Origin of the sequence: Actinophytocola sp. (assembly GCF_035634895.1) — a bacterium.
Classification (GTDB): Bacteria; Actinomycetota; Actinomycetes; order Mycobacteriales; family Pseudonocardiaceae; genus Actinophytocola.
Genome location: NZ_DASQCC010000043.1, coordinates 1 through 21,083 on the forward strand (window position 1 = coordinate 1; position 21,083 = coordinate 21,083).

21 protein-coding genes are annotated in these 21,083 nt (G+C 70.2%); 16 read left to right on the top strand and 5 right to left on the bottom strand.

Annotated features, from left to right (window positions below; translation table 11 throughout):
• On the top strand, nt 1–265 hold a 265-nt coding region (locus tag VET29_RS06790), incomplete at its 5' end, for an NUDIX domain-containing protein (RefSeq protein WP_324916103.1).
• Nucleotides 266–417: 152 nt separating this feature from the next.
• Here VET29_RS06790 and trpS read toward each other — a convergent pair.
• Nucleotides 418–1,395: a tryptophan--tRNA ligase gene (gene trpS, locus VET29_RS06795; RefSeq protein WP_324916105.1), complete on the bottom strand. Its 978-nt coding sequence runs from the start codon at nt 1,393–1,395 to the stop codon at nt 418–420.
• A 272-nt stretch (nt 1,396–1,667) separates the two neighbouring features.
• Nucleotides 1,668–1,820, bottom strand: coding sequence for a hypothetical protein (locus tag VET29_RS06800; RefSeq protein ID WP_324916107.1), 153 nt, complete (start codon nt 1,818–1,820; stop codon nt 1,668–1,670).
• A 185-nt stretch (nt 1,821–2,005) separates the two neighbouring features.
• Here VET29_RS06800 and typA point away from each other — a divergent pair, with 185 nt between their 5' ends.
• The 12 genes from typA (at nt 2,006) to dapC (ending at nt 16,061) form a co-directional block, all read left to right on the top strand.
• Nucleotides 2,006–3,907, top strand: coding sequence for a translational GTPase TypA (gene typA / locus VET29_RS06805; RefSeq protein ID WP_324916109.1), 1,902 nt, complete (start codon nt 2,006–2,008; stop codon nt 3,905–3,907).
• A 92-nt stretch (nt 3,908–3,999) separates the two neighbouring features.
• Nucleotides 4,000–5,670 carry an ABC transporter family substrate-binding protein gene (locus tag VET29_RS06810; protein WP_324916111.1) on the top strand — a complete coding sequence of 557 codons (1,671 nt, stop codon included), beginning with the start codon at nt 4,000–4,002 and terminating at the stop codon, nt 5,668–5,670.
• 491 nt (nt 5,671–6,161) lie between these two features.
• Entirely contained in the window at nt 6,162–7,874 is a 1,713-nt protein-coding gene (locus tag VET29_RS06815; RefSeq protein WP_324916113.1) for an ABC transporter substrate-binding protein, read from the top strand.
• A gap of 92 nt (nt 7,875–7,966) precedes the next feature.
• Nucleotides 7,967–8,899 carry an ABC transporter permease gene (locus VET29_RS06820; protein WP_324916115.1) on the top strand — a complete coding sequence of 311 codons (933 nt, stop codon included), beginning with the start codon at nt 7,967–7,969 and terminating at the stop codon, nt 8,897–8,899.
• 17 nt (nt 8,900–8,916) lie between these two features.
• Nucleotides 8,917–9,876 (top strand): ABC transporter permease, encoded by a 960-nt coding sequence (locus VET29_RS06825; RefSeq protein ID WP_324916117.1) that lies wholly within the window; start codon nt 8,917–8,919, stop codon nt 9,874–9,876.
• 33 nt (nt 9,877–9,909) lie between these two features.
• Complete coding sequence (locus VET29_RS06830; protein WP_324916119.1) at nt 9,910–10,953, top strand: ABC transporter ATP-binding protein; 1,044 nt, start codon at nt 9,910–9,912, stop codon at nt 10,951–10,953.
• A 199-nt stretch (nt 10,954–11,152) separates the two neighbouring features.
• The gene (locus VET29_RS06835; RefSeq protein WP_324916205.1) at nt 11,153–12,157 is read left to right on the top strand and encodes an oligopeptide/dipeptide ABC transporter ATP-binding protein; all 1,005 of its coding nucleotides are present in this window, start codon (nt 11,153–11,155) and stop codon (nt 12,155–12,157) included.
• 33 nt (nt 12,158–12,190) lie between these two features.
• Nucleotides 12,191–13,141, top strand: a complete 951-nt coding sequence (locus tag VET29_RS06840; RefSeq protein ID WP_324916120.1) for an ABC transporter permease — start codon at nt 12,191–12,193, stop codon at nt 13,139–13,141.
• A 66-nt stretch (nt 13,142–13,207) separates the two neighbouring features.
• On the top strand, nt 13,208–14,047 hold the full coding sequence (mshB, locus tag VET29_RS06845) for an N-acetyl-1-D-myo-inositol-2-amino-2-deoxy-alpha-D-glucopyranoside deacetylase (protein ID WP_324916122.1): 840 nt from the start codon (nt 13,208–13,210) through the stop codon (nt 14,045–14,047).
• Entirely contained in the window at nt 14,044–14,469 is a 426-nt protein-coding gene (locus VET29_RS06850) for a hypothetical protein (protein ID WP_324916124.1), read from the top strand. The genes mshB and VET29_RS06850 overlap by 4 nt, the downstream gene beginning before the upstream one ends.
• Nucleotides 14,470–14,551: 82 nt before the next feature.
• Complete coding sequence (gene fdxA, locus VET29_RS06855) at nt 14,552–14,878, top strand: ferredoxin (protein ID WP_324916126.1); 327 nt, start codon at nt 14,552–14,554, stop codon at nt 14,876–14,878.
• A gap of 94 nt (nt 14,879–14,972) precedes the next feature.
• A complete protein-coding gene (dapC, locus tag VET29_RS06860) occupies nt 14,973–16,061 on the top strand; it encodes a succinyldiaminopimelate transaminase (protein ID WP_324916128.1) in 1,089 nt (362 codons plus the stop codon).
• Here the strand turns inward: dapC and VET29_RS06865 are convergent.
• On the bottom strand, nt 16,050–16,901 hold the full coding sequence (locus VET29_RS06865) for a CHAD domain-containing protein (RefSeq protein WP_324916130.1): 852 nt from the start codon (nt 16,899–16,901) through the stop codon (nt 16,050–16,052). The genes dapC and VET29_RS06865 overlap by 12 nt on opposite strands.
• Before the next feature lie 9 nt (nt 16,902–16,910).
• Nucleotides 16,911–17,882, bottom strand: a complete 972-nt coding sequence (dapD, locus tag VET29_RS06870) for a 2,3,4,5-tetrahydropyridine-2,6-dicarboxylate N-succinyltransferase (protein WP_324916133.1) — start codon at nt 17,880–17,882, stop codon at nt 16,911–16,913.
• Between the two features lie 24 nt (nt 17,883–17,906).
• Between dapD and dapE the strand changes: the two genes are divergently transcribed.
• Entirely contained in the window at nt 17,907–18,971 is a 1,065-nt protein-coding gene (dapE, locus tag VET29_RS06875; protein ID WP_324916136.1) for a succinyl-diaminopimelate desuccinylase, read from the top strand.
• Here dapE and VET29_RS06880 read toward each other — a convergent pair.
• Nucleotides 18,968–19,510 (bottom strand): hypothetical protein, encoded by a 543-nt coding sequence (locus VET29_RS06880; protein WP_324916138.1) that lies wholly within the window; start codon nt 19,508–19,510, stop codon nt 18,968–18,970. The genes dapE and VET29_RS06880 overlap by 4 nt on opposite strands.
• 108 nt (nt 19,511–19,618) lie before the next feature.
• On the opposite strand from VET29_RS06880, the gene VET29_RS06885 reads away from it, so the two are divergent.
• Together VET29_RS06885 and VET29_RS06890 are read left to right on the top strand one after the other, a co-directional pair.
• Nucleotides 19,619–20,182, top strand: coding sequence for an NADAR family protein (locus VET29_RS06885; protein ID WP_324916141.1), 564 nt, complete (start codon nt 19,619–19,621; stop codon nt 20,180–20,182).
• Nucleotides 20,183–20,192: 10 nt separating this feature from the next.
• Nucleotides 20,193–20,963, top strand: a complete 771-nt coding sequence (locus VET29_RS06890; protein ID WP_324916142.1) for a TIGR00730 family Rossman fold protein — start codon at nt 20,193–20,195, stop codon at nt 20,961–20,963.
• Nucleotides 20,964–21,083 lie beyond the last annotated feature (120 nt).

The following is a 21,083-nucleotide window of genomic DNA, read 5'->3' on the forward strand; positions in this document are numbered from 1 at the left end:
CGATGTGGACGCCGTGGTCCGGGAGTGCCGGGAGGAGCTGGGGGTCGAGGTGGCGCCCGGCGCGCCGATCGGCCCGGATGTGGCGCTGCCGAAGGGAAAGTTGCTGCGGATCTACCGGGCGTCGCTGGTGGACCCGGCTGCCGAGCCGCACCCGCACGACCATGCGGCGCTGCGGTGGCTGCGGGCCGGACAGCTGGGGTCGGTCGAGTGGCTGCCGGCGGACCGGGTGCTGTTGCCGGCACTGCGGCAGGCACTGCGGGCGTGACCAGGCTGGATCCCGGGCGGCCGCCGGCCCCCGGAATCCAGCGTAGTCACGAGTACCGACGAAACCGGCGGTTGTGGACAGCTGCCTGTGGACAGCCCGGGAATGTCGGTGCCTCGTGAGAGCGTGGAACCGGGGGCCGGAGGCCACACCGCTCAGCCGACGCCGGACAGGCGGAGGACCGTCGTCAGGCGGTGGGCTCCCCGTTCCATGGCGCGGGCGCCGCCCTGTGCGCGGACGCGGTCCAGCTCCGCGGGGTCGGACAGCAGGTCGTGGGTGCGTTCCCGCAACGGCCGGAACTCCTCGACCACCGCCTCGGCAACCGCGTCCTTCACCTCGCCGTACGACGAGTAGCCCGCCGCCACCTCGCGGGGCGACTTGCCCTGGCAGGTGGCCAGGATCTCCAGCAGGTTCGCCAGCCCCGGCTGCTCGACAGGCCGGTACTCCAGCCTCCCCAGGCTGTCGGTCACCGCGCGTTTGATCTTGCGGCGCAACAGGTCCGGGTCGTCCAGCACCAGCAGCGTGCCGGCGGCGTCGCTGCTGGACTTGGCCATCTTGCGGGTCGGGTCGGCCAGGTCCCTGATCCGGGCGGCGGCCCGCGGCATCACCGCGCGCGGCACGACGAACGCCTCGCCGTAGGTGCTGTTGAACCTTCTGGCCAGCACCCTCGCCAGCTCCACGTGCTGCGCCTGGTCGTCGCCGACCGGGATCTCGTCCGCGCCCTGCAGGAGGATGTCGGCGGCCATGAGGACCGGGTAGGTGAACAGGCCGACCCGCACCGGCGTGCCCTCGTGCGTGCGGTCGGCGCTCTTCTCCTTGAACTGCGTCATCCGTGCCGCCTCGCCGAACGCGCACGCGCACTCCAGCACCCACGTCAGCGGTCCCAGCTGCGGCATCAGGTCGGACTGCACGAACACGGTGTCCGGCTCGATCCCGGCCGCGATGAGGACGGCGAGCAGCTCACGCGTCCTGGCCCGCAGCTTCTGCGGGTGGTACGGCGTGGTCATGGCGTGCAGGTCGCTCACGAAGTACAGGTCGCCCGCGCCGCCCTCACGAGCCCACTGCCGGATGGCGCCGAGGTAGTTGCCGGCGTGCGCGGGTCCGGACGGGGTGATGCCGGAAAGGCGGGTCATCTCGAACTCTCCTCGAGGTCTGGGCCACCCGCCGGAAGCCCCCCGAGAAACACGAAGGCCGCCCGATCGGGCGGCCTGTGGTCAACGCAACAGGAGTACGGCCGCCGTCAGACGGCCCACCACATGTTTGTGACGTTGCGCATGCGCGCAGTATACGGCCCGCACCAACCAACCCGCGAGTCCCGCGTTCGCACATACCGAGTCGCGGTCTCGTGCGGACCCAACCTGCACGAAACCGCGGTTCAGGGTGTCTGAACGCGGGACTCGCGAGGTCAGGCGGCCTTGGCGGCTACCTTGACCTTGGCGCGTTTGAGGGCCAGGACCGGGCACTTCTTGCAGCGGGACCGCGACCGGCAGCACTTCTTCTTGACCTTGCCGGCCTTGGTCCATTTCCGCACGTAGTCCGCGGGTGTCTTCTTGCCCAAGCCTCGACTCCAACCAGACGGGATCCGACTAAGGTTAAGCTAACCTTTGCGAACTGGGCGAGCCGGGACGGCTATCCTGGGAGATGACGCGCATCTCGCGCGCAGCCAGCGCCGGCCGATCCTCCGAGATCGCCGGCACGGGCCGCCAGACCACCAGCCAGACCAAGAAGCACAGGAGCACGCGCGTGCCCACCGACACGATCACGCCCGCGATCGCCAGGACCGACCTCCGCAACGTCGCGATCGTCGCGCACGTCGACCACGGTAAGACCACCCTGGTCGACGCGATGCTCCGTCAGACCGGCGCCTTCTCGGCCCGTGCCGAGCCCGTCGACCGGATCATGGACTCCGGCGACCTCGAACGCGAGAAGGGCATCACGATCCTCGCCAAGAACACCGCCGTGCACCGGGAGACCCCGGACGGGCCGGTCACGATCAACGTGATCGACACCCCGGGTCACGCGGACTTCGGCGGTGAGGTCGAGCGCGGCCTGTCCATGGTGGACGGCGTGGTGCTGCTCGTCGACGCGAGCGAGGGCCCGCTGCCCCAGACCCGCTTCGTCCTGCGCAAGACGCTGGCCGCCGGCCTCCCGGTCGTCCTGGTCGTCAACAAGGTCGACCGGCCGGACGCGCGCATCGCCGAGGTCGTCGAGGAGACGCACGACCTGCTGCTCGACCTGGCCACCGAGCTGGACGAGTCGAACGCCAACATCCTCGACCTGCCGGTGGTCTACGCGTCGGCCCGCGCCGGCCGCGCCAGCCTGAACCAGCCCGCGGACGGCGGCCTGCCGGACAGCGACAACCTCGACCCGCTCTTCGACGTGCTGCTCGCGCACGTGCCGCCGCCCGCAGGCGACACCGAAGCGCCGCTGCAGGCACTCGTCACCAACCTCGACGCGTCCAGCTTCCTCGGCCGCATCGCCCTGTGCCGGATCCACTCCGGCACCATCCGCAAGGGCCAGCAGGTCGCCTGGTGCCGCGCGGACGGCACCATCACGAACGTCAAGATCACCGAGCTGCTGCTCACCCAGGCCCTCGACCGGGTGCCCGCCGCCAGCGCGGAGGCCGGGGACATCGTGGCCATCGCGGGCATCCCGGAGATCACCATCGGCGACACGCTCGCCGACCCGGCCAACCCGGAGCCGCTGGAGCGCATCCACGTCGACGAGCCGGCGATCTCCGTCACCATCGGCGTCAACACCTCGCCGCTCGCCGGCCGGGGCGGCGGCTCGAAGGTGACCGCGCGGCTGGTCAAGGCCCGCCTGGACAGCGAGCTGGTCGGCAACGTCTCCGTGCGCGTCCTGCCCACCGAGCGCCCGGACACCTGGGAGGTCCAGGGCCGCGGCGAGCTGGCGCTGGCGATCCTCGTGGAGACCATGCGCCGCGAGGGCTTCGAGCTGACCGTCGGCCGCCCCGAGGTGGTCACCCGCACGGTCGACGGGCACCTGTGCGAGCCGTTCGAGCGGCTGACCGTGGACGCGCCGGAGGAGTTCCTCGGCGCTGTCACCCAGCTGCTGGCGGGCCGCAAGGGCCGGCTGGAGCACATGAGCGGGCACGGCAGCGGCCGCGTGAAGGTCGAGTACGTGGTCCCGTCGCGTGGCCTGATCGGCTTCCGCACCGACTTCCTCACCGAGACCCGCGGCACCGGCATCGCCAACGCCATCTTCGAGGGGTACTTCCCCTGGGCCGGCCAGATCCGCGGCCGCCACTCCGGCTCGCTGGTCGCCGACCGGTCCGGCTCGGTCACCAGCTACGCGATGATCCAGCTGGCCGACCGGGGCACGTTCTTCGTCGAACCCGGCGCGGAGGTCTACCAGGGCATGGTCGTCGGGGAGAACCCCCGCGCCGAGGACCTCGACGTCAACGTCACCCGCGAGAAGAAGCTCACCAACATGCGCTCCTCGACCGGTGACGAGCTGGAGCGGCTCGCCAGGCCGCGCAGGCTGGTGCTGGAGGAGGCACTGGAGTTCTGCGCCACCGACGAGTGCGTCGAGGTGGCACCGGACGTGGTGCGGATCCGCAAGGTCATCCTCGACAGCACGCAGCGTGGCCGGGCCCGCGCGAGGGAAAAGTCACGCGACGCGTGACGAGCCGGGCTCATAAGCTCGGCTCAGGCCGGAACCTGGTGACCCCTCGGCGCGTCGTTCCCAGAGAGGACTAGGTTTTCTGGCAAAAGGGGGTGAGGTTGTTGCGGAAGGCGCTACTCGCGATCGGGACGCTGCTCGCGCTCGCCGCCTGCACACCCGCCCCGCCGCTGGTCGAGACCTCCCTCACCTCCCCGCCGAGCACCCCGGTGGACACCGGTGAGGTCGTCGTCGGCGTCGACACGATCGCGGGCGGCTTCAACCCGCACGTCTTCGCCGACCAGTCGGCCATCACGACCGGGCTGTCGGCGGTGCTGCTGCCGTCGGTGTTCCGTCCCGGCCCGGACGGCACGCCCCAGCTGGACCGCACGCTCATGGCCTCCGCGACCGTCACCAGCGCCAAGCCCTACACGGTCACCTACCAGATCCGTGGCGACGCGTCCTGGTCCGACGCGGCGCCGGTGGCCGCCGAGGACTTCGTCTACCTGCGCGAGCAGCTGACCAGCCAGCCGGGTGTCGTCGACGGCGCCGGCTACCGGCTGATCAGCGACATCCGGGCCCGCGACTCCGGCAAGACCGTCGAGGTCGTCTTCTCGAAGCCCTACCCGGGCTGGCGCGAGCTGTTCTCGAACCTCCTGCCCGCGCACCTGCTCAAGGACGCGCCGGGCGGCTGGTCCGGCGCCCTGCAGAACAACTTCCCCGCGACGGCCGGCCCGTACACGGTCAAGACGCTCGACGACGACCGCGGCGAGGTCGTGCTCGAGCGCAACGACCGGTACTGGGACGAGCCGGCCGAGCTCGACCGGATCGTGCTGCGCCGCGCCGAGCAGGACACCGTGATCGACGCGCTGGACCAGGGGCACGACCAGATGGCGCTGGTGGGCACCGACGCGGTCGGCGCCAAGACCATCGGCGAACTCGCGCCGGCCGTCACCAGCTCGACGGTGGCCCGGCCGTCCGTGACCACCGTGTACCTGCGGCCCGTGCGCCAGCTGACCGACCTGCCCGTGCGCCAGGCCGTGATCGCCATGCTCGACCGCGCGCAGCTGATCACCGTCGGCACCGGCAACGGGCCGTCCGCGCAGTACCGGGCCGACGCGCAGGTGCTCGCGCCGACCGAGCCCGGCTACGCGGTGACCATGCCGGCCGACATCGTCTACAACCCGGCCGGCGCGGAGACCCTGCTCACCGGGGCCGGCTACGCGCGCACCGCCGCGGGCTGGGCCCGGGACGGTCGCCCGCTGGCGCTGACCATCGGTGTCGACAAGGCCCGGCCGGCGGACGTGCGGATAGCGGCCGACATCAGGCGGCAGCTGGCCGCGGGCGGGGTGGCCGCCGAGGTCGCCGAGCTGTCCGGCGCCCAGCTCTACCAGCGGCTCTACGAGACCGGCGGCGGCACGCAGAGCAGCTCGGGCGCGGTGGACATCGCGGTGACCGCCCGCACCGCGGGCGGCGACCCGGCGACCATGCTGGCCAGCGACTTCGGCTGCGTCACCGGCTCGACGGGGCTGGTGCCGACCAATCCGATCGGATACTGCGACGCGGGGGTCCAGCCGACCATCGACGCGACCCTCACCGGCTCACTTTCCGTCACCGAGGCCCTGACGTCCGTCGAGCCGGCGCTGTGGCGCGCCGCGATCGCGCTCCCCCTGTACCAGGACGCCGACGTGCTCGCGGTCCGGCACGAGGTCACGGGCGTCTCCGACGGCACGGGCTTCGCGGGCCCGTTCGCCGACGCGGCATTCTGGAATCGAACGTCCGGGTAAGAAAGCGCGCCGGTTACAGGCCAGTCACATTTGTCGCACACAGTTTTCCCGGATTTACCACTTCCCATTCCCGGTTCACCCCCGTCCGGACCATGGACTTAACCGGCCATCGGACAACGGCGATGGATGGCGCCATTCGCGGCACAAGCCCCATTAGTCGGCCGTTCGCGACCACTATTCAGCACGCGGTAACCACTAGATCGCTCATTGAGGCCGGCGTGTCACCCTTTGGTCACGATCAAGCCCATCCCCGTGACGGGAGTTGGTGAAGTTCCTACCGTCCTGCAACGGCGTGTCGGCGTTTGTGCGCCGATGCGTCACAAGATCGACATGACACTCGTCGCGCACCTAGAGAGTTGACCCTGCGGTGTACCAGGCTTCCCCGACCAGCCCCCGCCGCGCGGTACCCACCGGCTCCGTGCACGATGTGTCACGACAACACCGGGCGCACGCTCGTCGAGTGCGTGCTCGCTCATGGAGGAACTAACTTGATGAGGAAACAAGCGTGGCTCCGGGCCGCGGCCGGCCTCACGGCTGCTGCGCTGGTGCTCACGGCGTGCTCTCAGAAGTCGAACGAGGGCACGAGCGGCAGCAACGACTCCAATGCGAACCAGCCGTCCGCCGGTTGGCCGGAGACGGCTGTCCCCGACCTGAAGCCGGGCAAGAAGGGCGGCACCTTCAAGCTCGCCATCGTGGAGCCCACCGCGATCGACCCGTTCAACGCCCAGGAGTCCGAGGGCATCCTGGTCGCTTCTCATCTGTTCACGGGCCTCACCACCACGACCTACGACGGCAAGGTCGAGCCTGGTGTTGCGACCAAGTGGGAGACCGACGACAAGTGCACCGAGTGGACCTTCGACCTGATGAAGGGCACGAAGTTCCACAACGGTGAAGAGGTCACCTCGGAAGCCTTCAAGCGCGGCTGGGAGCGTGTGGCCGCCAAGGACTCGGCCTCCGAGGTCGCCTACCACATGAACGAGGTCGAGGGCTTCGACGAGATGCAGGCCGGCACGGCCACCTCGCTCTCCGGCGTGGACGCGTCCGACCCGGCCAAGCTCGTGGTCAAGCTGTCGACGCCGGACTGCGAGTTCTACGTCCGCACGTCGCACACGGTCTTCAGCCCGGTGCCGTCGACGGCCGGCAGCCCGACGTCGAACCCGGCGTTCGTGGACCAGCCGATCGGCAACGGCCCGTTCATGATGGACGGCCCGTGGCAGCACAACGTGGGCATCAAGCTCAAGCGCTTCGATGACTACAAGGTCCAGGACCCGGCGTACCTCGACACGGTCGAGATCAGCATCACGCCGAACGGCGCCGCTGACGAGTACGCGGGTTACCAGAACGGCCAGTTCGACTGGGCCCGCATGCCGACGCCGGTGCTCTCGCAGGCCCGCGCGACCTACGAGCCGAAGGACCAGTGGATCACCCGGAACACCAGCGGCATGAACTACCTGCTGGTGATGGTGACCGCCAAGCCGCTCGACTCCGCCAAGGCCCGCAAGGCCATCTCGATGGCGATCGACCGCAACGCGATCATCAACGGTGTGTTCAAGGGTTCGCAGACACCGTCGACCTCGATCGTCCCGCCGTCGTTCGCGGACGCGTACCAGAAGGGCGTCTGCGGCGAGTGCCAGTTCAACCTCGACGAGGCCAAGAAGCTGGCCAAGGAGGCCGGCCTCACCTCCGGCACGAAGCTGAACTTCCAGTTCAACACGGGCGGTGGCCACGAGGAGTGGACCGCGGCGGTCGCGGACCAGCTCAAGAAGAACCTCGGCCTGGACGTCGACCTGCAGGGCCTGCAGTTCAAGGACCTGCTGGACAACGAGCAGCAGCCGGGCGCGAGCGGCATCTTCCGTTCCGCGTGGGGCGCCGACTACGCGACCCCGGGCAACTTCCTCGAGCCGCTGCTGGCGACCAGCTCCATCGGCGCCAAGTCCGCCGACGAGCCGACCACCGGTGACAACAAGGGTCGTTACAGCAACAAGAAGTTCGACGACCTGCTCAAGAAGGCCAAGCAGGAGAAGGACGATGCCAAGCGCATCGACTACTACCAGCAGGCCGAGAAGATCGCGATCGGTGACGACCTGGCGCTGATCCCGCTGTGGAACCGCACCCAGCACCGTCTCGCGAACTCCGACAAGTTCATCAACCTTCGGATGGACTTCCACGAGGACCCGGACCTGAGGGTCATCAGCATCAAGTAACTGAATAACCTGGGTGGCCGTGGTTCGCAGCTTGCGGGCCACGGCCACCATCAGGTTGAAACCCGACTGACGCGAAAGCCGGCGCAATACTCATGGGGAAGTTCGTCATCCGCAGGCTCGCCCAGGCCGTCATGGTCGTGATCGCGGCGACGATCCTGCTGTTCATCGGCCTGTTCGTGCTCGGAGACCCGTTCAGCTCGAGTGGCGACAAGGTCGTGCCGCCGGCGACGCAGGCGATCCTCCGGGCGAAGTTCGGCATGGACCAGTCCCTGCCGATGCAGTACCTCACCTACCTGGGCAACCTGTTCACCGGTGACCTGGGTGTCGACTTCGAGCAACGCCGCCCGGTCGCCGACATGCTCTCGACGGCGGTGCCCGCCACCGCACGGCTGGCGCTGATCGCGATCGTCCTCGACGTGATCATCGGCGTGGCCGCCGGCATCATCGCCGCGGTCTGGCGCTACTCCATCTGGGATGTCCTGGTCACCATCCTCACCACCCTGGCCATCGGCGTGCCGACGTTCGTGATCGGCATCTGGCTGCGGCAGGCGGTCTCCGGAGTCTGGTTCTTCCCTCAGGTGCCGAGAACCTTCACCGACCTGGCGCCGTGGTACACGGAAGTGCTCCTACCCGCGATAACGCTCGCCATCATCGACGCGGCGTTCATCGCGCGGCTCATGCGCGGGTCCATGCTCGAGGTGCTTCGTGCGGACTACATCCGCACCGCCCGGGCGAAGGGGCTCAGCGAACGTACCGTGATCATGAAACACGCCTTCCGGAACTCGATCATCCCGGTGGTCACCTACGTCGGCATCAGCATCGGCGTCCTGCTGGGTGGCGCGATCATCACCGAGACGATCTTCCAGTACAACGGGGTCGGCTACCTGCTCTACAAGTCGATCCTGCAGAACAACAACCCGGTGATCATGGCGATCGTGACGTTCGGCGTGCTGGTATACGTGGGCCTCAGCATGCTCGTCGACATCTTGTACGCGTATCTCGATCCACGGATCAGGCTGAGCTGAGCGGAGGAAATAGGGAAATGACTACTTCCGATCCGGCCGACATGGCCACCGCCGCCCAGTCGGTGATCGTCCAGTCGGCCCATGAGGTCGGCGAGCCGACACCGGATGCCGACGGCAGGACCAAGCAGCGCTCGCGCAGCCAGTTCGCCGACATGTGGCGCCGTTTCCGGCGCAACAAGCTCGCGATGGTCGGGCTTGTCGTCGTGGGCATCCTGGTCCTGCTCTCGCTGATCCAGCCGATCATCTCGCCGTACGACCCGTGGGAGCAGAACCTGCTCAACACGCTGGCCACCCCGGACAGCGACCACCTCATGGGCACGGACTCGCTCGGCCGCGACCTGTACTCGGAGCTGCTCTACGGCCTGAAGCTCGCGCTGATCGTCGGCATCTGCACGATGCTTGGCTCGCTGATCGTCGGTGTCGCGCTCGGCGCCATCGCCGGCTTCCGCGGCCGCGCCTCCGACGCGATCATCATGCGCGTCACCGACATCTTCCTGGCGTTCCCGTACCTGATCGGCGCGATCCTGATCGTCCGCACGTTCGGTTCCGGCGTCGCGCAGGTGATCATCGCGCTGGTGGTGCTCGGCTGGGCGACCGGCGCCCGGCTGATGCGCGGCCAGATGCTGGCGCTGCGCGAGGCGGAGTACGTGGAGGCGGCGCGCTCCATCGGCGCGTCCGACTGGCGGATCGTGGTCCGGCACATCCTGCCGAACGCGATCCAGCCGGTGTTCATCTACTCGTTCACCAGCATCGGCGTCGCGGTCGTCGCGATGGCCTCGCTGGCCTACCTCGGTGTCGGTGTGCCGCCGGACACCCCGGAGTGGGGCCGGCTGATCAACCAGGGCATCGAGCAGGTGCAGGTGACGGGCAAGGACTACCTCTGGATCTTCCCGAGTGCCGCGATCTGCCTCACCACCCTGGCCTTCGCGTTCGTGGCCGACGGCCTGCGCGACTCGCTGGACCCGAAGCTGCGGTAGCACGCACCCACCACCTAGAAGGAAGTCCCCCAGATGACCGGCCCAGCCGACATCGACCTCGACGGCGCACCAGCGCCCCTGCTCGAGGTACGCGACCTGCGGGTCCACTTCAAGACCGACTACGGCACGGTGAAGGCCGTCGACGGCGTCTCCTGGCACGTCAACGAGGGCGAGACGCTCGCGATCGTCGGCGAGTCCGGCTCCGGCAAGTCGGTGTCGGCCATGACCATCCTCGGCCTCGTGCCGTCGCCGCCGGCGATCTTCCCGTCCGGCGACGTGTTTCTGCGTGGCCGCTCATTGCTGAAGATGCCGGAGAAGCAGCAGCGCAAGCTGCGCGGCAGCCAGATCTCGATGATCTTCCAGGACCCGTTGACCGCGCTGAACCCGGTGTTCAAGGTCGGCGACCAGATCGCCGAGATGGTCCGCGTGCACCAGGACGTGTCCAAGCACACGGCGAAGAAGCGGGCGCTGGACCTGCTCGGCGAGGTCGGCATCCCCAACCCGGCGGTCCGGATCAACCAGTACCCGCACGAGTTCTCCGGCGGCATGCGCCAGCGCGCGATGATCGCGATGGCGCTCGCCAACGACCCGAACGTGCTGCTGGCCGACGAGCCGACCACCGCGCTGGACGTGACCGTGCAGGCGCAGATCATGGCGCTGCTGGAGAAGCTCCAGGAGGACCGCAACACCGCGATCGTGCTGATCACGCACGACCTCGGCGTGGTGGCGTCCTACGCGAACCGGATCAACGTGATGTACGCGGGCCGGATCGTGGAGACCGGCACCGCGGACGAGATCTTCTACTCGCCGCGGCACGCCTACACGTTCGGCCTGCTGTCCAGCCTCCCGAGGATGGACCAGAGCCGGCAGGCCAGGCTGCAGCCGATCAAGGGCATCCCGCCGTCACTGGCCAACGTGCCTCCGGGCTGCCCGTTCAACCCGCGCTGCGTGTTCGCGACCGAGGCGTGCCTGCCCGAGATCCCGCCGCTGGTGTCGGTGGACGGCACGGACCACCGCGCGGCGTGCGTGCACAGCGACCGGGTGGCGATGGCTTACGAGGAGAGGGTTGCCCAGTGAACGGAGCTTGCGGAGTGAACAGGCAGGCTGACGGAGCTTGCGGAGTGACCCGGCAGCCCGACGCAGCCTGCGGAGTGAACCGGCAGGCGCACGACCGGCGCTCGGTCGCTCGGAGCCCGCGGGCAGAGAGCGAGGCGTGGTCGTGACGCAGGCGGCTGAACAGGGCGGCGCCGGGACCGCGGAGGCGGACCGCCAGCCCATGCTCCAGGTGCGGAACCTGGTCAAGCACTTCCCCATCCGCTCCGGCGTGTTCTTCAAGCGCACGATCGGCCAGGTCAAGGCCGTCGACGGGATCACCCTCGACGTGCACCGCGGGCAGACGGTCGCGCTGGTCGGCGAGTCCGGCTGCGGCAAGTCGACCACCGCGCGGGCGATCCTGCGGCTCGTCGAGCCGACGGCGGGCCAGGTGACGCTGGACGGCGTCAACGTCACCGGGCTCGGCAAGGAGGCCCTGCGCAAGGCGCGGCGGGACATGCAGATCGTGTTCCAGGACCCGTACGCGTCGCTGAACCCGCGCATGACGATCCGCCAGATCCTGTCGGAGAAGTACCGCCTGCTCGGTGCCCCGGTCACCCGCAAGACCATCAGCGACCTGCTGGACACCGTGGGGCTCGCCGAGGAGTACGCGGACCGCTACCCGCACGAGTTCTCCGGCGGCCAGCGCCAGCGTGTCGGCATCGCCCGCGCGATCGCCATGAACCCGAAGTTCATCGTGCTGGACGAGCCGGTGTCCGCGTTGGACGTGTCGATCCAGGCCCAGATCGTGAACCTGCTCGAGGACCTGCAGGACGAGCTGGAGCTGACGTACCTGTTCATCGCGCACGACCTGTCCGTGGTCCGGCACATCGCCGACCGCGTGGCGGTCATGTACCTGGGCAGCGTGGTGGAGATCGCCGACCGGGACGACCTGTTCGACCGGCCGCACCACCCGTACACGCAGGCGCTGATCTCGGCGGTGCCGATCCCGGACCCGAAGCTGGAGCGGCGGCGCGAGCGCATCGTGCTGCGTGGCGACGTGCCGAACCCGGCCAACCCGCCGTCGGGCTGCCGGTTCCGCACCCGCTGCTGGAAGTTCGAGCAGCTGTCGGAGTCCGACCAGAAGCGCTGCATCGAGGAACCGCCGCCGCTGTACGACATCACCGGTCCGGCGGGCCACCAGGCCGCCTGCCACTTCGCTTCGCTTCGCGAGGTGGTGCGCGCCTAGTGGCGCCCCGCCCGGGGACTGGGGAGGTCCCTCTTGGGCAAGTTCGTGCTCCGCAGCGTGGCCCGAGCGGTGTTCGTCATCCTGGTGACATCGCTCGGGGCGCTGGTCGCGGTGAGCGAGCTGGGCGACCCGTTCGAGACGATCGGGCCGCGCATGCAGGACCCGCGGACCCGGCGGAACCTGAACGAGATCTTCGGGCTCGACCAGCCGCTGGCCGTCCGGTACGTGCACTTCCTGTCGAACCTCGTGACGGGCAACCTGGGGGTCGACCTGCGCAACCGGCGACCGGTCATCGACCTGCTCGCCGAGGCGGCGCCGAACACGCTGCGGCTGGCGCTGGCGGCGATGCTGGTCCAGGTCGTGTTCGGCATCACGCTCGGGGTCCTGGCCGCGTGGTTCCGCCACTCGTTCGCGGACGTCGTGATCACGAGCGCGGTGGTCGTGCTCGTGTCGATCCCGACGGTCGTGGTCGGCGTCACGCTGCGCGACACGCTGTCCGGCGTCAAGGTGTTCGGCTGGGCGGCCTTCCCGCTGTTGCCCAGGACGATCGGCGTCCAGTCGTCGTGGCTGCAGAACATGATCCTGCCGGCGACCGTGCTCGGCGTCCACGCGCTCGCGTTCGTCGTCATCATGACCCGCGGCTCGATGATCGAGGTCCTGGACGCGGACTACATCCGGTCCGCGCGTGCCAAGGGGCTGTCCGAGCGCAAGGTGGTGTTCAAGCACGCCGCCCGCAACGCACTGATCCCGGTGACCGAGCTGATGGGCATGCAGCTGGGCGCCCTGATGGGCGGCACGGTCGTGGTCGAGACGATCTTCCAGTACCCGGGCCTCGGCTACCTTTTCGTCCGCTCGATGAACGAGAACAACCATCCGGTCATGATCGTCGTCGCGGTGTACTCGGTCGTCCTGTTCGTGGTGGTCCTGATGATCGTGGACATCGTCACGGCCTGGCTGGACCCACGAATCAGGGCGTTGGACTGAATGGCCGAACAGCCGGTCGATATCCTTGACCGCCTGCCTGGACCCACGGATACGGACCACTGACTGATGACGCTTACCGCCGCGCCGCGACTGCTGCTCGTGCACGCGCACCCCGACGACGAGAGCCTCTGGACGGGCGGCACGATCGCCCGGTACGCGGCCGCCGGCGTGCACGTCACGCTGGTCACGTGCACGCTCGGCGAGGAGGGCGAGATCATCCCGCCGAGCCTGCGGGAGCTGGCCGCGGACGCCGCCGACCAGCTCGGCGGGTACCGGATCGGCGAGCTGCGGGCCGCCTGCGCCGCGCTGGGGATCTCCGACCACCGCTGGCTCGGCGGGGTCGGCCGCTGGCGGGACTCGGGCATGGCCGGGGTCGCGGCCAACCAGCACCCGCGCGCGTTCGCCTTCGGCGACCTCGGCACGCAGGCCGGCGCGCTGGCCGAGGTCATCGCGGACGTGCGGCCCCAGGTCGTGGTCACCTACGGGCCCGACGGCGGCTACGGCCACCCCGACCACGTCCGCGCCCACGAGGTCACCATGGCCGCCTGCGACGCCGTCGACCGCGTCTTCTTCGCCGTAACCTCGCGGAGGGCCACCGAGGACGGCGTCGCGGAGCTGGCGAGGATCGCCGACCTGCCCTTCCGGCTGCCCGAGCCGGCCGAGCTGCCCGTGACGGACGACGACCGGATCACCACCGTCATCGACACGTCCGAGGTCGTGAGCGTCAAGATGCGGGCCATGGCGGCACACCCGACGCAGGTCACCGTGTGGCACGGCGGCGAGGGCGAGCGGGCCTACGCGCTGTCCAACGGCGTCGCGCAGCCCATCCCGCCCGCCGAGTTCTACCTGTTGGGACGCGGACCCGGCGAGGGCGCGGAGTCGGATCTCTTCGGCGGCCTCGCGTGAGCGGAGCGAACCCGCGAGGGACCGGCGGGACGGTCGCGAACGGGTTGACGCTCGCCGTGCTCGTGGTCGACGCGGTGGTGCTCGCGGTCGTGGAGCTGCTGTTCCTGCCGCTGCGGCTCGACGGCTACCTGCTGCCCTACGCGCTGGGCGGCATCCCCGTCCCGGTGAGCGCGCTGGTGGCGGCGCTGACCACGCCGTGGCTGGTGAGCGTCGCCGGCCGGCTGTCGACGAGGCTGCTGGTCGCGGCGGCTCCACTGATCGGCTGGATCCTGGCCGTGGCCGTGTTCGGCATGTTCGGTCCGGGCAACGACCTCGTGCTGGTCGCGGACTGGCGGTCCCTGCTGCTGTTCGCGTGCGGTGCACTACCGTCCGCGATCGTGCTTGGCAAGGTGCTTGCCACCACACTGGGCCCAGCTCGGTGAGCCGGGAGCCGAGGGGGATACTAGCGGCGGCCGGTAACCTCAGCCTTGCTGGACATGCTGGACGTACACAGGAGAAGCAGCAGTGACCTACGTGATCGCCGAGCCATGCATCGACCTGCTCGACAAGGCGTGCATCGAAGAGTGCCCGGTCGACTGCATCTACGAAGGGGACCGGATGCTCTACATCCACCCCGACGAGTGCGTGGACTGCGGTGCCTGTGAGCCGGTGTGCCCCGTGGAAGCCATCTACTACGAGGACGACGTCCCCGACCAGTGGAAGGAATACACGAAGGCCAACGCCGACTTCTTCGATGAGCTCGGCTCGCCGGGCGGCGCGGCCAAGGTGGGCAAGACGTCCGCGGATCCGCAGTGGATCAAGGACCTGCCACCCGTCCAGCACGACGAGTGAGCGTCCGGACCTCCGGACCGACCCTCGCGGTGCGGGCTCCCCACCTTCGCCGGGTGGCGGCACCGGCACGTGACCGGCGCGGCTCAGGTCCGCGATGAGTCTCGCCCAGCTCCCCGACTTTCCCTGGGACACCCTGGCGGAGGCCGGTGCCCGTGCTCGCGCGCACCCGGACGGGATCGTCGACCTGTCGATCGGCACGCCCATCGACCCCGTCCCGGCCGTCATCCAGGAGGCGCTGACCGGCGCCGCGTGGATCCCGGGATACCCGGCCACGCACGGCACCCCGGCCCTTCGCGAGGCGGCCGCCGAGGCACAGCGGCGGCGGCACGGCGTGACCGTCGACCCCGACGCCGTCCTGCCCACGATCGGGTCGAAGGAGCTGGTCGCCTGGCTGCCGACGCTGCTCGGGGCCGGCCCGGGCGACCTGGTGGTCATCCCGCCGCTGGGCTACCCGACCTACGAGGTGGGCGTCCGGCTGTCCGGCGCGTCGACCCTGCGCACGGACAGCACGGTCGCGGTGGGCCCGGCGCGGCCCGTGCTGGTGTGGCTCAACTCGCCGTCGAACCCGACCGGGCGCGTGCTGCCCGCCGAGCACCTGCGCAAGGTGGTCGAGTGGGGCCGCTCGTGCGGCGCGGTCGTGGTGTCCGACGAGTGCTACCTGACGCTCGGCTGGGAGTCGGAGCCCGTCTCGATACTTCACCCGTCCGTCTCCGGTGGTTCGCTCGACGGGCTGCTGGCCGTGCACTCGCTGTCGAAATCGTCGTGCCTGGCCGGGTATCGGGCGGGCTATGTGACGGGTGATCCCTCGTTGGTGTCGCGGCTGCTGGCGGTCCGCAAGCACGCCGGCATGATCGTTCCGCACCCGGTACAGGCCGCCATCACCGCCGCGCTGTCCGACGACACGCACGTCGCCGAGCAGAAGGCCAGGTACGCGGCCCGCCGCGCGGTCCTGCGGACGGCGCTGGAGGACGCGGGCTTCACCGTCGACCACTCCGAGGCTGGCCTGTACCTGTGGGCCACCCGCGGCGAGGACGCCTGGGCCACGGTCGACCGGCTCGCGGCCCGCGGCATCCTCGTGGCGCCGGGCACGTTCTACGGCCCCACCGGCGACAGGCACGTCCGCGTCGCCCTCACCGCGACCGACGAACGCGTCGAGGCGGCGGCGAAGCGGCTAGCCGAGTAGCTCCACCGCGCGGCGCTCGACCTCCTGGTAGGCCGGGTACCACTGCGCACGGGCGGCGGCCTGCCGGTTGCGTTCCCGCTCGACCAGCCGTCCGGCCACGAACGCCTCCGCCGGGCCGATCTCCCGCACTCCGCTCGACGTTCCGCCGCCGGTCACCAGCGACCGCACCCGGTCCTCCGCGACACACGCGTCCTGGTGCTCGCCGAGCACGTCCTGCAGCCGCTTGGCGGCCTTCACCAGCCGCTTCACCGGCTTGCCGCCCCCAGGGCCCGCCAGCTCCGCGGCGTACCGCAGCTTCTTGCCGCGGATCCGCAGCGCGTGCAGCACCTCGTCCTCGGGATCCTGGCCGGCCGCCCTGACCGCCTTGCGCAGCTTGCGGAACGGCTGCACGATCTCCGCGAGCAGGCCGGTCGCGGCCCGCGGCGCGACGTCGGTCTCCGCGAGAGCCGCCAGCAGCCGCTGGTACCGCTCACCGCGCAGTGTCCGGATCGCCCGCCGGCGCGCACGGCCGCGTTCGGCACGCAGCCCCTTGAGCAGGCGCTCGAACGCGATCATCTCCTCGCGCGCGAAGCCGTCGGTGTCGCCGCGGAACCGGTCGAGCAGCACGTCCAGATCCCGCAGCGGGCCGAGCTCGCCGAAGAACCAGCGCAGCTCCGCCAGGAGCGTGCCGCCGTCGTCGAACCGTGCGGCCTTCAGCACCGCGCGGATCCGCCGCACCGCCACCCGCAGCTGGTGCACGCCTTCCGGGTCGGCGCCCTCCAGGGCCACGGCTCCGTGGACGTGCAGCTCGTCAAGCTGTTCGGTGATCCATAGTCGCTGGGGCGTCTCGACGGCGGTCATCCGTCGACGTTAGTTCGCGTGCAAGGCCGCGTTCAACTCGACGCCGGCGCCGGATCGCTCGACGACCTCCACCACCCCGGTCGCGGAGTTCCGCCGGAACAGGAGGTTGTCCTGTCCGGACAGTTCACGGGCCTTGACCAGGCGCCCGTCCGGGAGGGTGAGCTTGGTGCCCGCCGTGACGTACAGGCCGGCCTCGACGACGCAGTTGTCGCCGAGCGAGATGCCGATGCCCGCGTTGGCCCCGATCAGGCAACCCTCGCCGAGGGAGATCGTCTCCTTGCCGCCGCCGGAGAGCGTGCCCATGATCGACGCGCCGCCGCCGACGTCCGACCCGTCGCCGACGGTCACGCCCGCGGAGATGCGGCCCTCGACCATCGACGCGCCGAGCGTGCCGGCGTTGTAGTTGACGAAGCCCTCGTGCATGACGGTGGTGCCGGTCGCGAGGTGCGCCCCGAGCCGCACCCGGTCCGCGTCGGCCACGCGAACCCCGGACGGCACCACGTAGTCGACCATGCGCGGGAACTTGTCGACGCCGAACACGGTGACCGCCCCACGCGCACGCAGGCGCAGCTGGGTGGCCGCGAAACCCTCGACCCGGCACGGCCCGTGGTTGGTCCACACGACGTTGGACAGCAGGCCGAAGATCCCGTCGAGGTTGGCGCCGTGCGGCGGGACGAGGCGGTTCGACAGCAGGTGCAGGCGCAGGTAGACGTCGTAGGCGTCCCGGGGCGGCTCGTCGAGGTCGGTGATGCCGACCCGCACGGCCACGACCTCGACGGCACGGTCGTCGTCGGGGCCGAGCAGCGCGGACACCCCCGCGCCGAGCTCGTCGGCGGCCGCCTGCTCGGACAGCCGTTGCGTGCCCGGCACGGCGTTGCCGTCCAGCTTGGGGTGCGGGAACCAGGTGTCGAGAACGGTGCCGTCGTCGGTGATCGTCGCGAGGCCGACGCCGGAAGCACCAGTGGTGTCTGCGCTTGTCACGGTCGCAACGGTAGCTTCCTTGGTGTGACCGTGAACCTGGACCTTGCCGGTGACCCGATCGAGCTGACCGCGACCCTTGTGGACATCCCGAGTGTGTCCGGCGACGAGGCCGAGATCGCCTCCGCCGTGGAGAACGCGCTCCACGCACAGGCGTCCCATCTGGAGGTTGCCCGTTCCGGCAACGCGGTGCTGGCCCGCTCGACGCTGGGCCGCCCGTCCCGGGTGATCATGGCCGGCCACCTCGACACGGTCCCGGTGAACGACAACCTGCCCCTAGGCCGCACCGAGGGGGTCCTCCACGGCCTCGGCACGGTCGACATGAAGAGCGGCGACGCGGTGATGCTGCACCTGGCCGCGACCCTGCCGGCACCCCGCCACGACGTGACGTTCGTGTTCTACGACTGCGAGGAGGTCGAGGCGTCCCGCAACGGCCTCGGCCGCATCGAGCGTGAGCTGCCGGAGTGGCTGCGCGGCGACCTGGCGATCGTGTGCGAGCCGTCGAACGCGGTGGTCGAGGCGGGCTGCCAGGGCACGATGCGGATCGAGGTACGCACGACGGGTCGGCGCGCCCACACGGCACGGGCGTGGATGGGCGAGAACGCGATCCACGCACTGGGCGACGCCCTGTCGGTGCTGGCCGGCTACGAGCCCCGCACGGTCGACATCGACGGTTGCCAGTACCGCGAGGGCCTGCAGGCGGTGCGGATCGCGGGCGGGGTGAGCGGCAACGTGGTGCCGGACGAGGCCGTGCTGACGGTCAACCACCGTTTCGCCCCGGACCGGTCGCCCTCGGACGCCGAGGCCCACCTGCGCGAGGTGTTCGAGGGCTACGACGTGACCGTCACCGACTCCGCGGCGGGCGCGCTCCCCGGCCTGACGGCCCCCGCGGCGGCCGAGCTGGTGACGGCGGCGGGCGGCACCCCGGTCGCCAAGCTGGGCTGGACGGACGTGGCCCGCTTCGCCGCCCTCGGCCTCCCGGCGGTGAACTTCGGCCCCGGCGACCCGACCCTGTGCCACACCCAGGAGGAGAACGTGCCGACCGCGGACATCGCCCGCTGCGTGGCGGTGCTGACCAACTTCCTCGGCTAGCCGCACACCGGCGACGGCGGCGGGGTGCCGGTCGCCGACGACGCCGTGTCGCCGTCGTCCTCCGGGTAGCCGAAGTGCGAGGAGTCGCGGTCGGCGCCGACCGTGAGGTACAGGTACGCCGAGTTCCCGGGGAGCGGGACGTCCGCGGCCACGGCTTCGGCGAACCCACCCAGCTCGGCGGGTCCCGCCTTCGTCGCGACGACGGTGCCCACCAGCTCCACCGGCGTCAGCGCGGAGAGGCCCCACTCACCGGCCGCGGTCTGCTCACAGCCGCCATAGGGTGCCGGTCGGCTGGTCACCGTCGTGCCATCCGGCGGCGTCCGCCACTCGAACCCGTCCCGCAGGCGGACGGACACGACCGACCGCGCCGCCTCCTTCGCGCAGACCCCCACGGTCAGCGTCGCCGTCTCGCCGACCGCCGGCGGGTGGGACAGCGTCGCGACCACCGCGTAGTTGGACCCGAACTCCCCTTGAGCGAACGGCGCCTCGCAGGCGGAGGCCGGGGGATTCGCCGGCCTCCCGCCACACGCAGAGACCATGACCAACATCACAACCACCCACAGCGCCCGCATGCCACCTACACGGAACCTCCCACGGCAGTGGTTGCACGCCAGGGACTGTCGGTGGGGTGGGGCACCCTGTCCGCCATGACGCCACCACGTACGAAAGCCGCCCTGGTCGCCGCCGTCGAGCGGGGCGAGACCTTCACCTACCTGCCGTTCCACGGGCACGCGCCCGAGCGGGACGGGTCGGCCGGGCCGGGTTGCCTGAGCCAGTGGTGGCCGGCGCCGTTCACCGTGGACGGCAACGCGTTCGCCACCGCCGAGCACTACATGATGTGGCGCAAGGCCACCATGTTCGGCGACCCCGAGACGGCGGGCGAGATCCTCGCCGCCGGCACGCCCAGGGCGGCCAAGGCGCTGGGCCGGCGGGCACGGAACTTCGACCAGGCCGCCTGGGCGGCCGCCCGCTACGAGATCGTCGTCGCCGCCGGCACGCACAAGTTCGGCCAGCACGAGGACCTACGCGCGTTCCTGCACGGCACCGGTGAACACGTGCTGGTCGAGGCCAGCCCGCGCGACCGGATCTGGGGTGTCGGGCTGGGCAGGAACAACCCGGCGGCGCACGACCCCGCCCAGTGGCGCGGACTTAACCTTCTGGGCTTCGCCCTGTGCGACGTTCGTGACGTTCTGGCCAGGGCAACCGCATAAACTCGCGCCAATGACGACTCAGCAGGAGGACAACGAGCACCCGGCGGAGAAGCAGCGCGGCCCGGTCGTGCTGCGCAGGTCGCGGCGCGTCGAGTCCACCACCACCGACGAGCGGCTGCTCGACTCCCGCGGCCCCGCGGACTGGGTGCACACCGACCCGTGGCGCGTGCTGCGCATCCAGGCCGAGTTCGTCGAGGGGTTCGGGGCGCTGGCCGAGGTGCCGCGTGCCGTCACCGTGTTCGGGTCCGCCCGCACGCCACGTGACCACCCGGAGTACAAGCTGGGCATCGAGATCGGCGCGGCGCTCGCCAAGGCCGGTTACGCGGCCATCACCGGCGGGGGTCCCGGCTCGATGGAGGCCGTCAACCGCGGGTGCTCCGAGGCCGGCGGGCTGTCGGTCGGCCTGGGCATCGAGCTGCCGTTCGAGCAGGGCATCAACCCGTGGGTCGACCTCGGCGTCAACTTCCGGTACTTCTTCGCCCGCAAGACGATGTTCATCAAGTACGCGCAGGCGTTCATCTGCCTGCCCGGCGGCTTCGGCACGCTCGACGAGCTGTTCGAGGCGCTGACCCTCGTGCAGACCAAGAAGGTCACGAAGTTCCCGGTCGTCCTGTTCGGACGCTCCTACTGGGACGGTCTGTACCAGTGGCTGCGGGACACCGTCCGCGCGGAGGGCAAGATCGGGGACAAGGACGTCGCGTTGCTGCACCTCACCGACGACATCGACGACGCGGTCCGCGTGGTCGAGGAGGCGTATCAGGCCTGGGAGGAAACGCACTAGCCGCCGCCGCTCCGGAGTCTTCCGTCCCAGCTCAGAGCGGGTCCCAGGTTTCCTCGACATCACCAATTGTGACCTCGGTGTATCGGAGCGCAGTTTCCCCCGGTGCCCGTGGCACGCTGG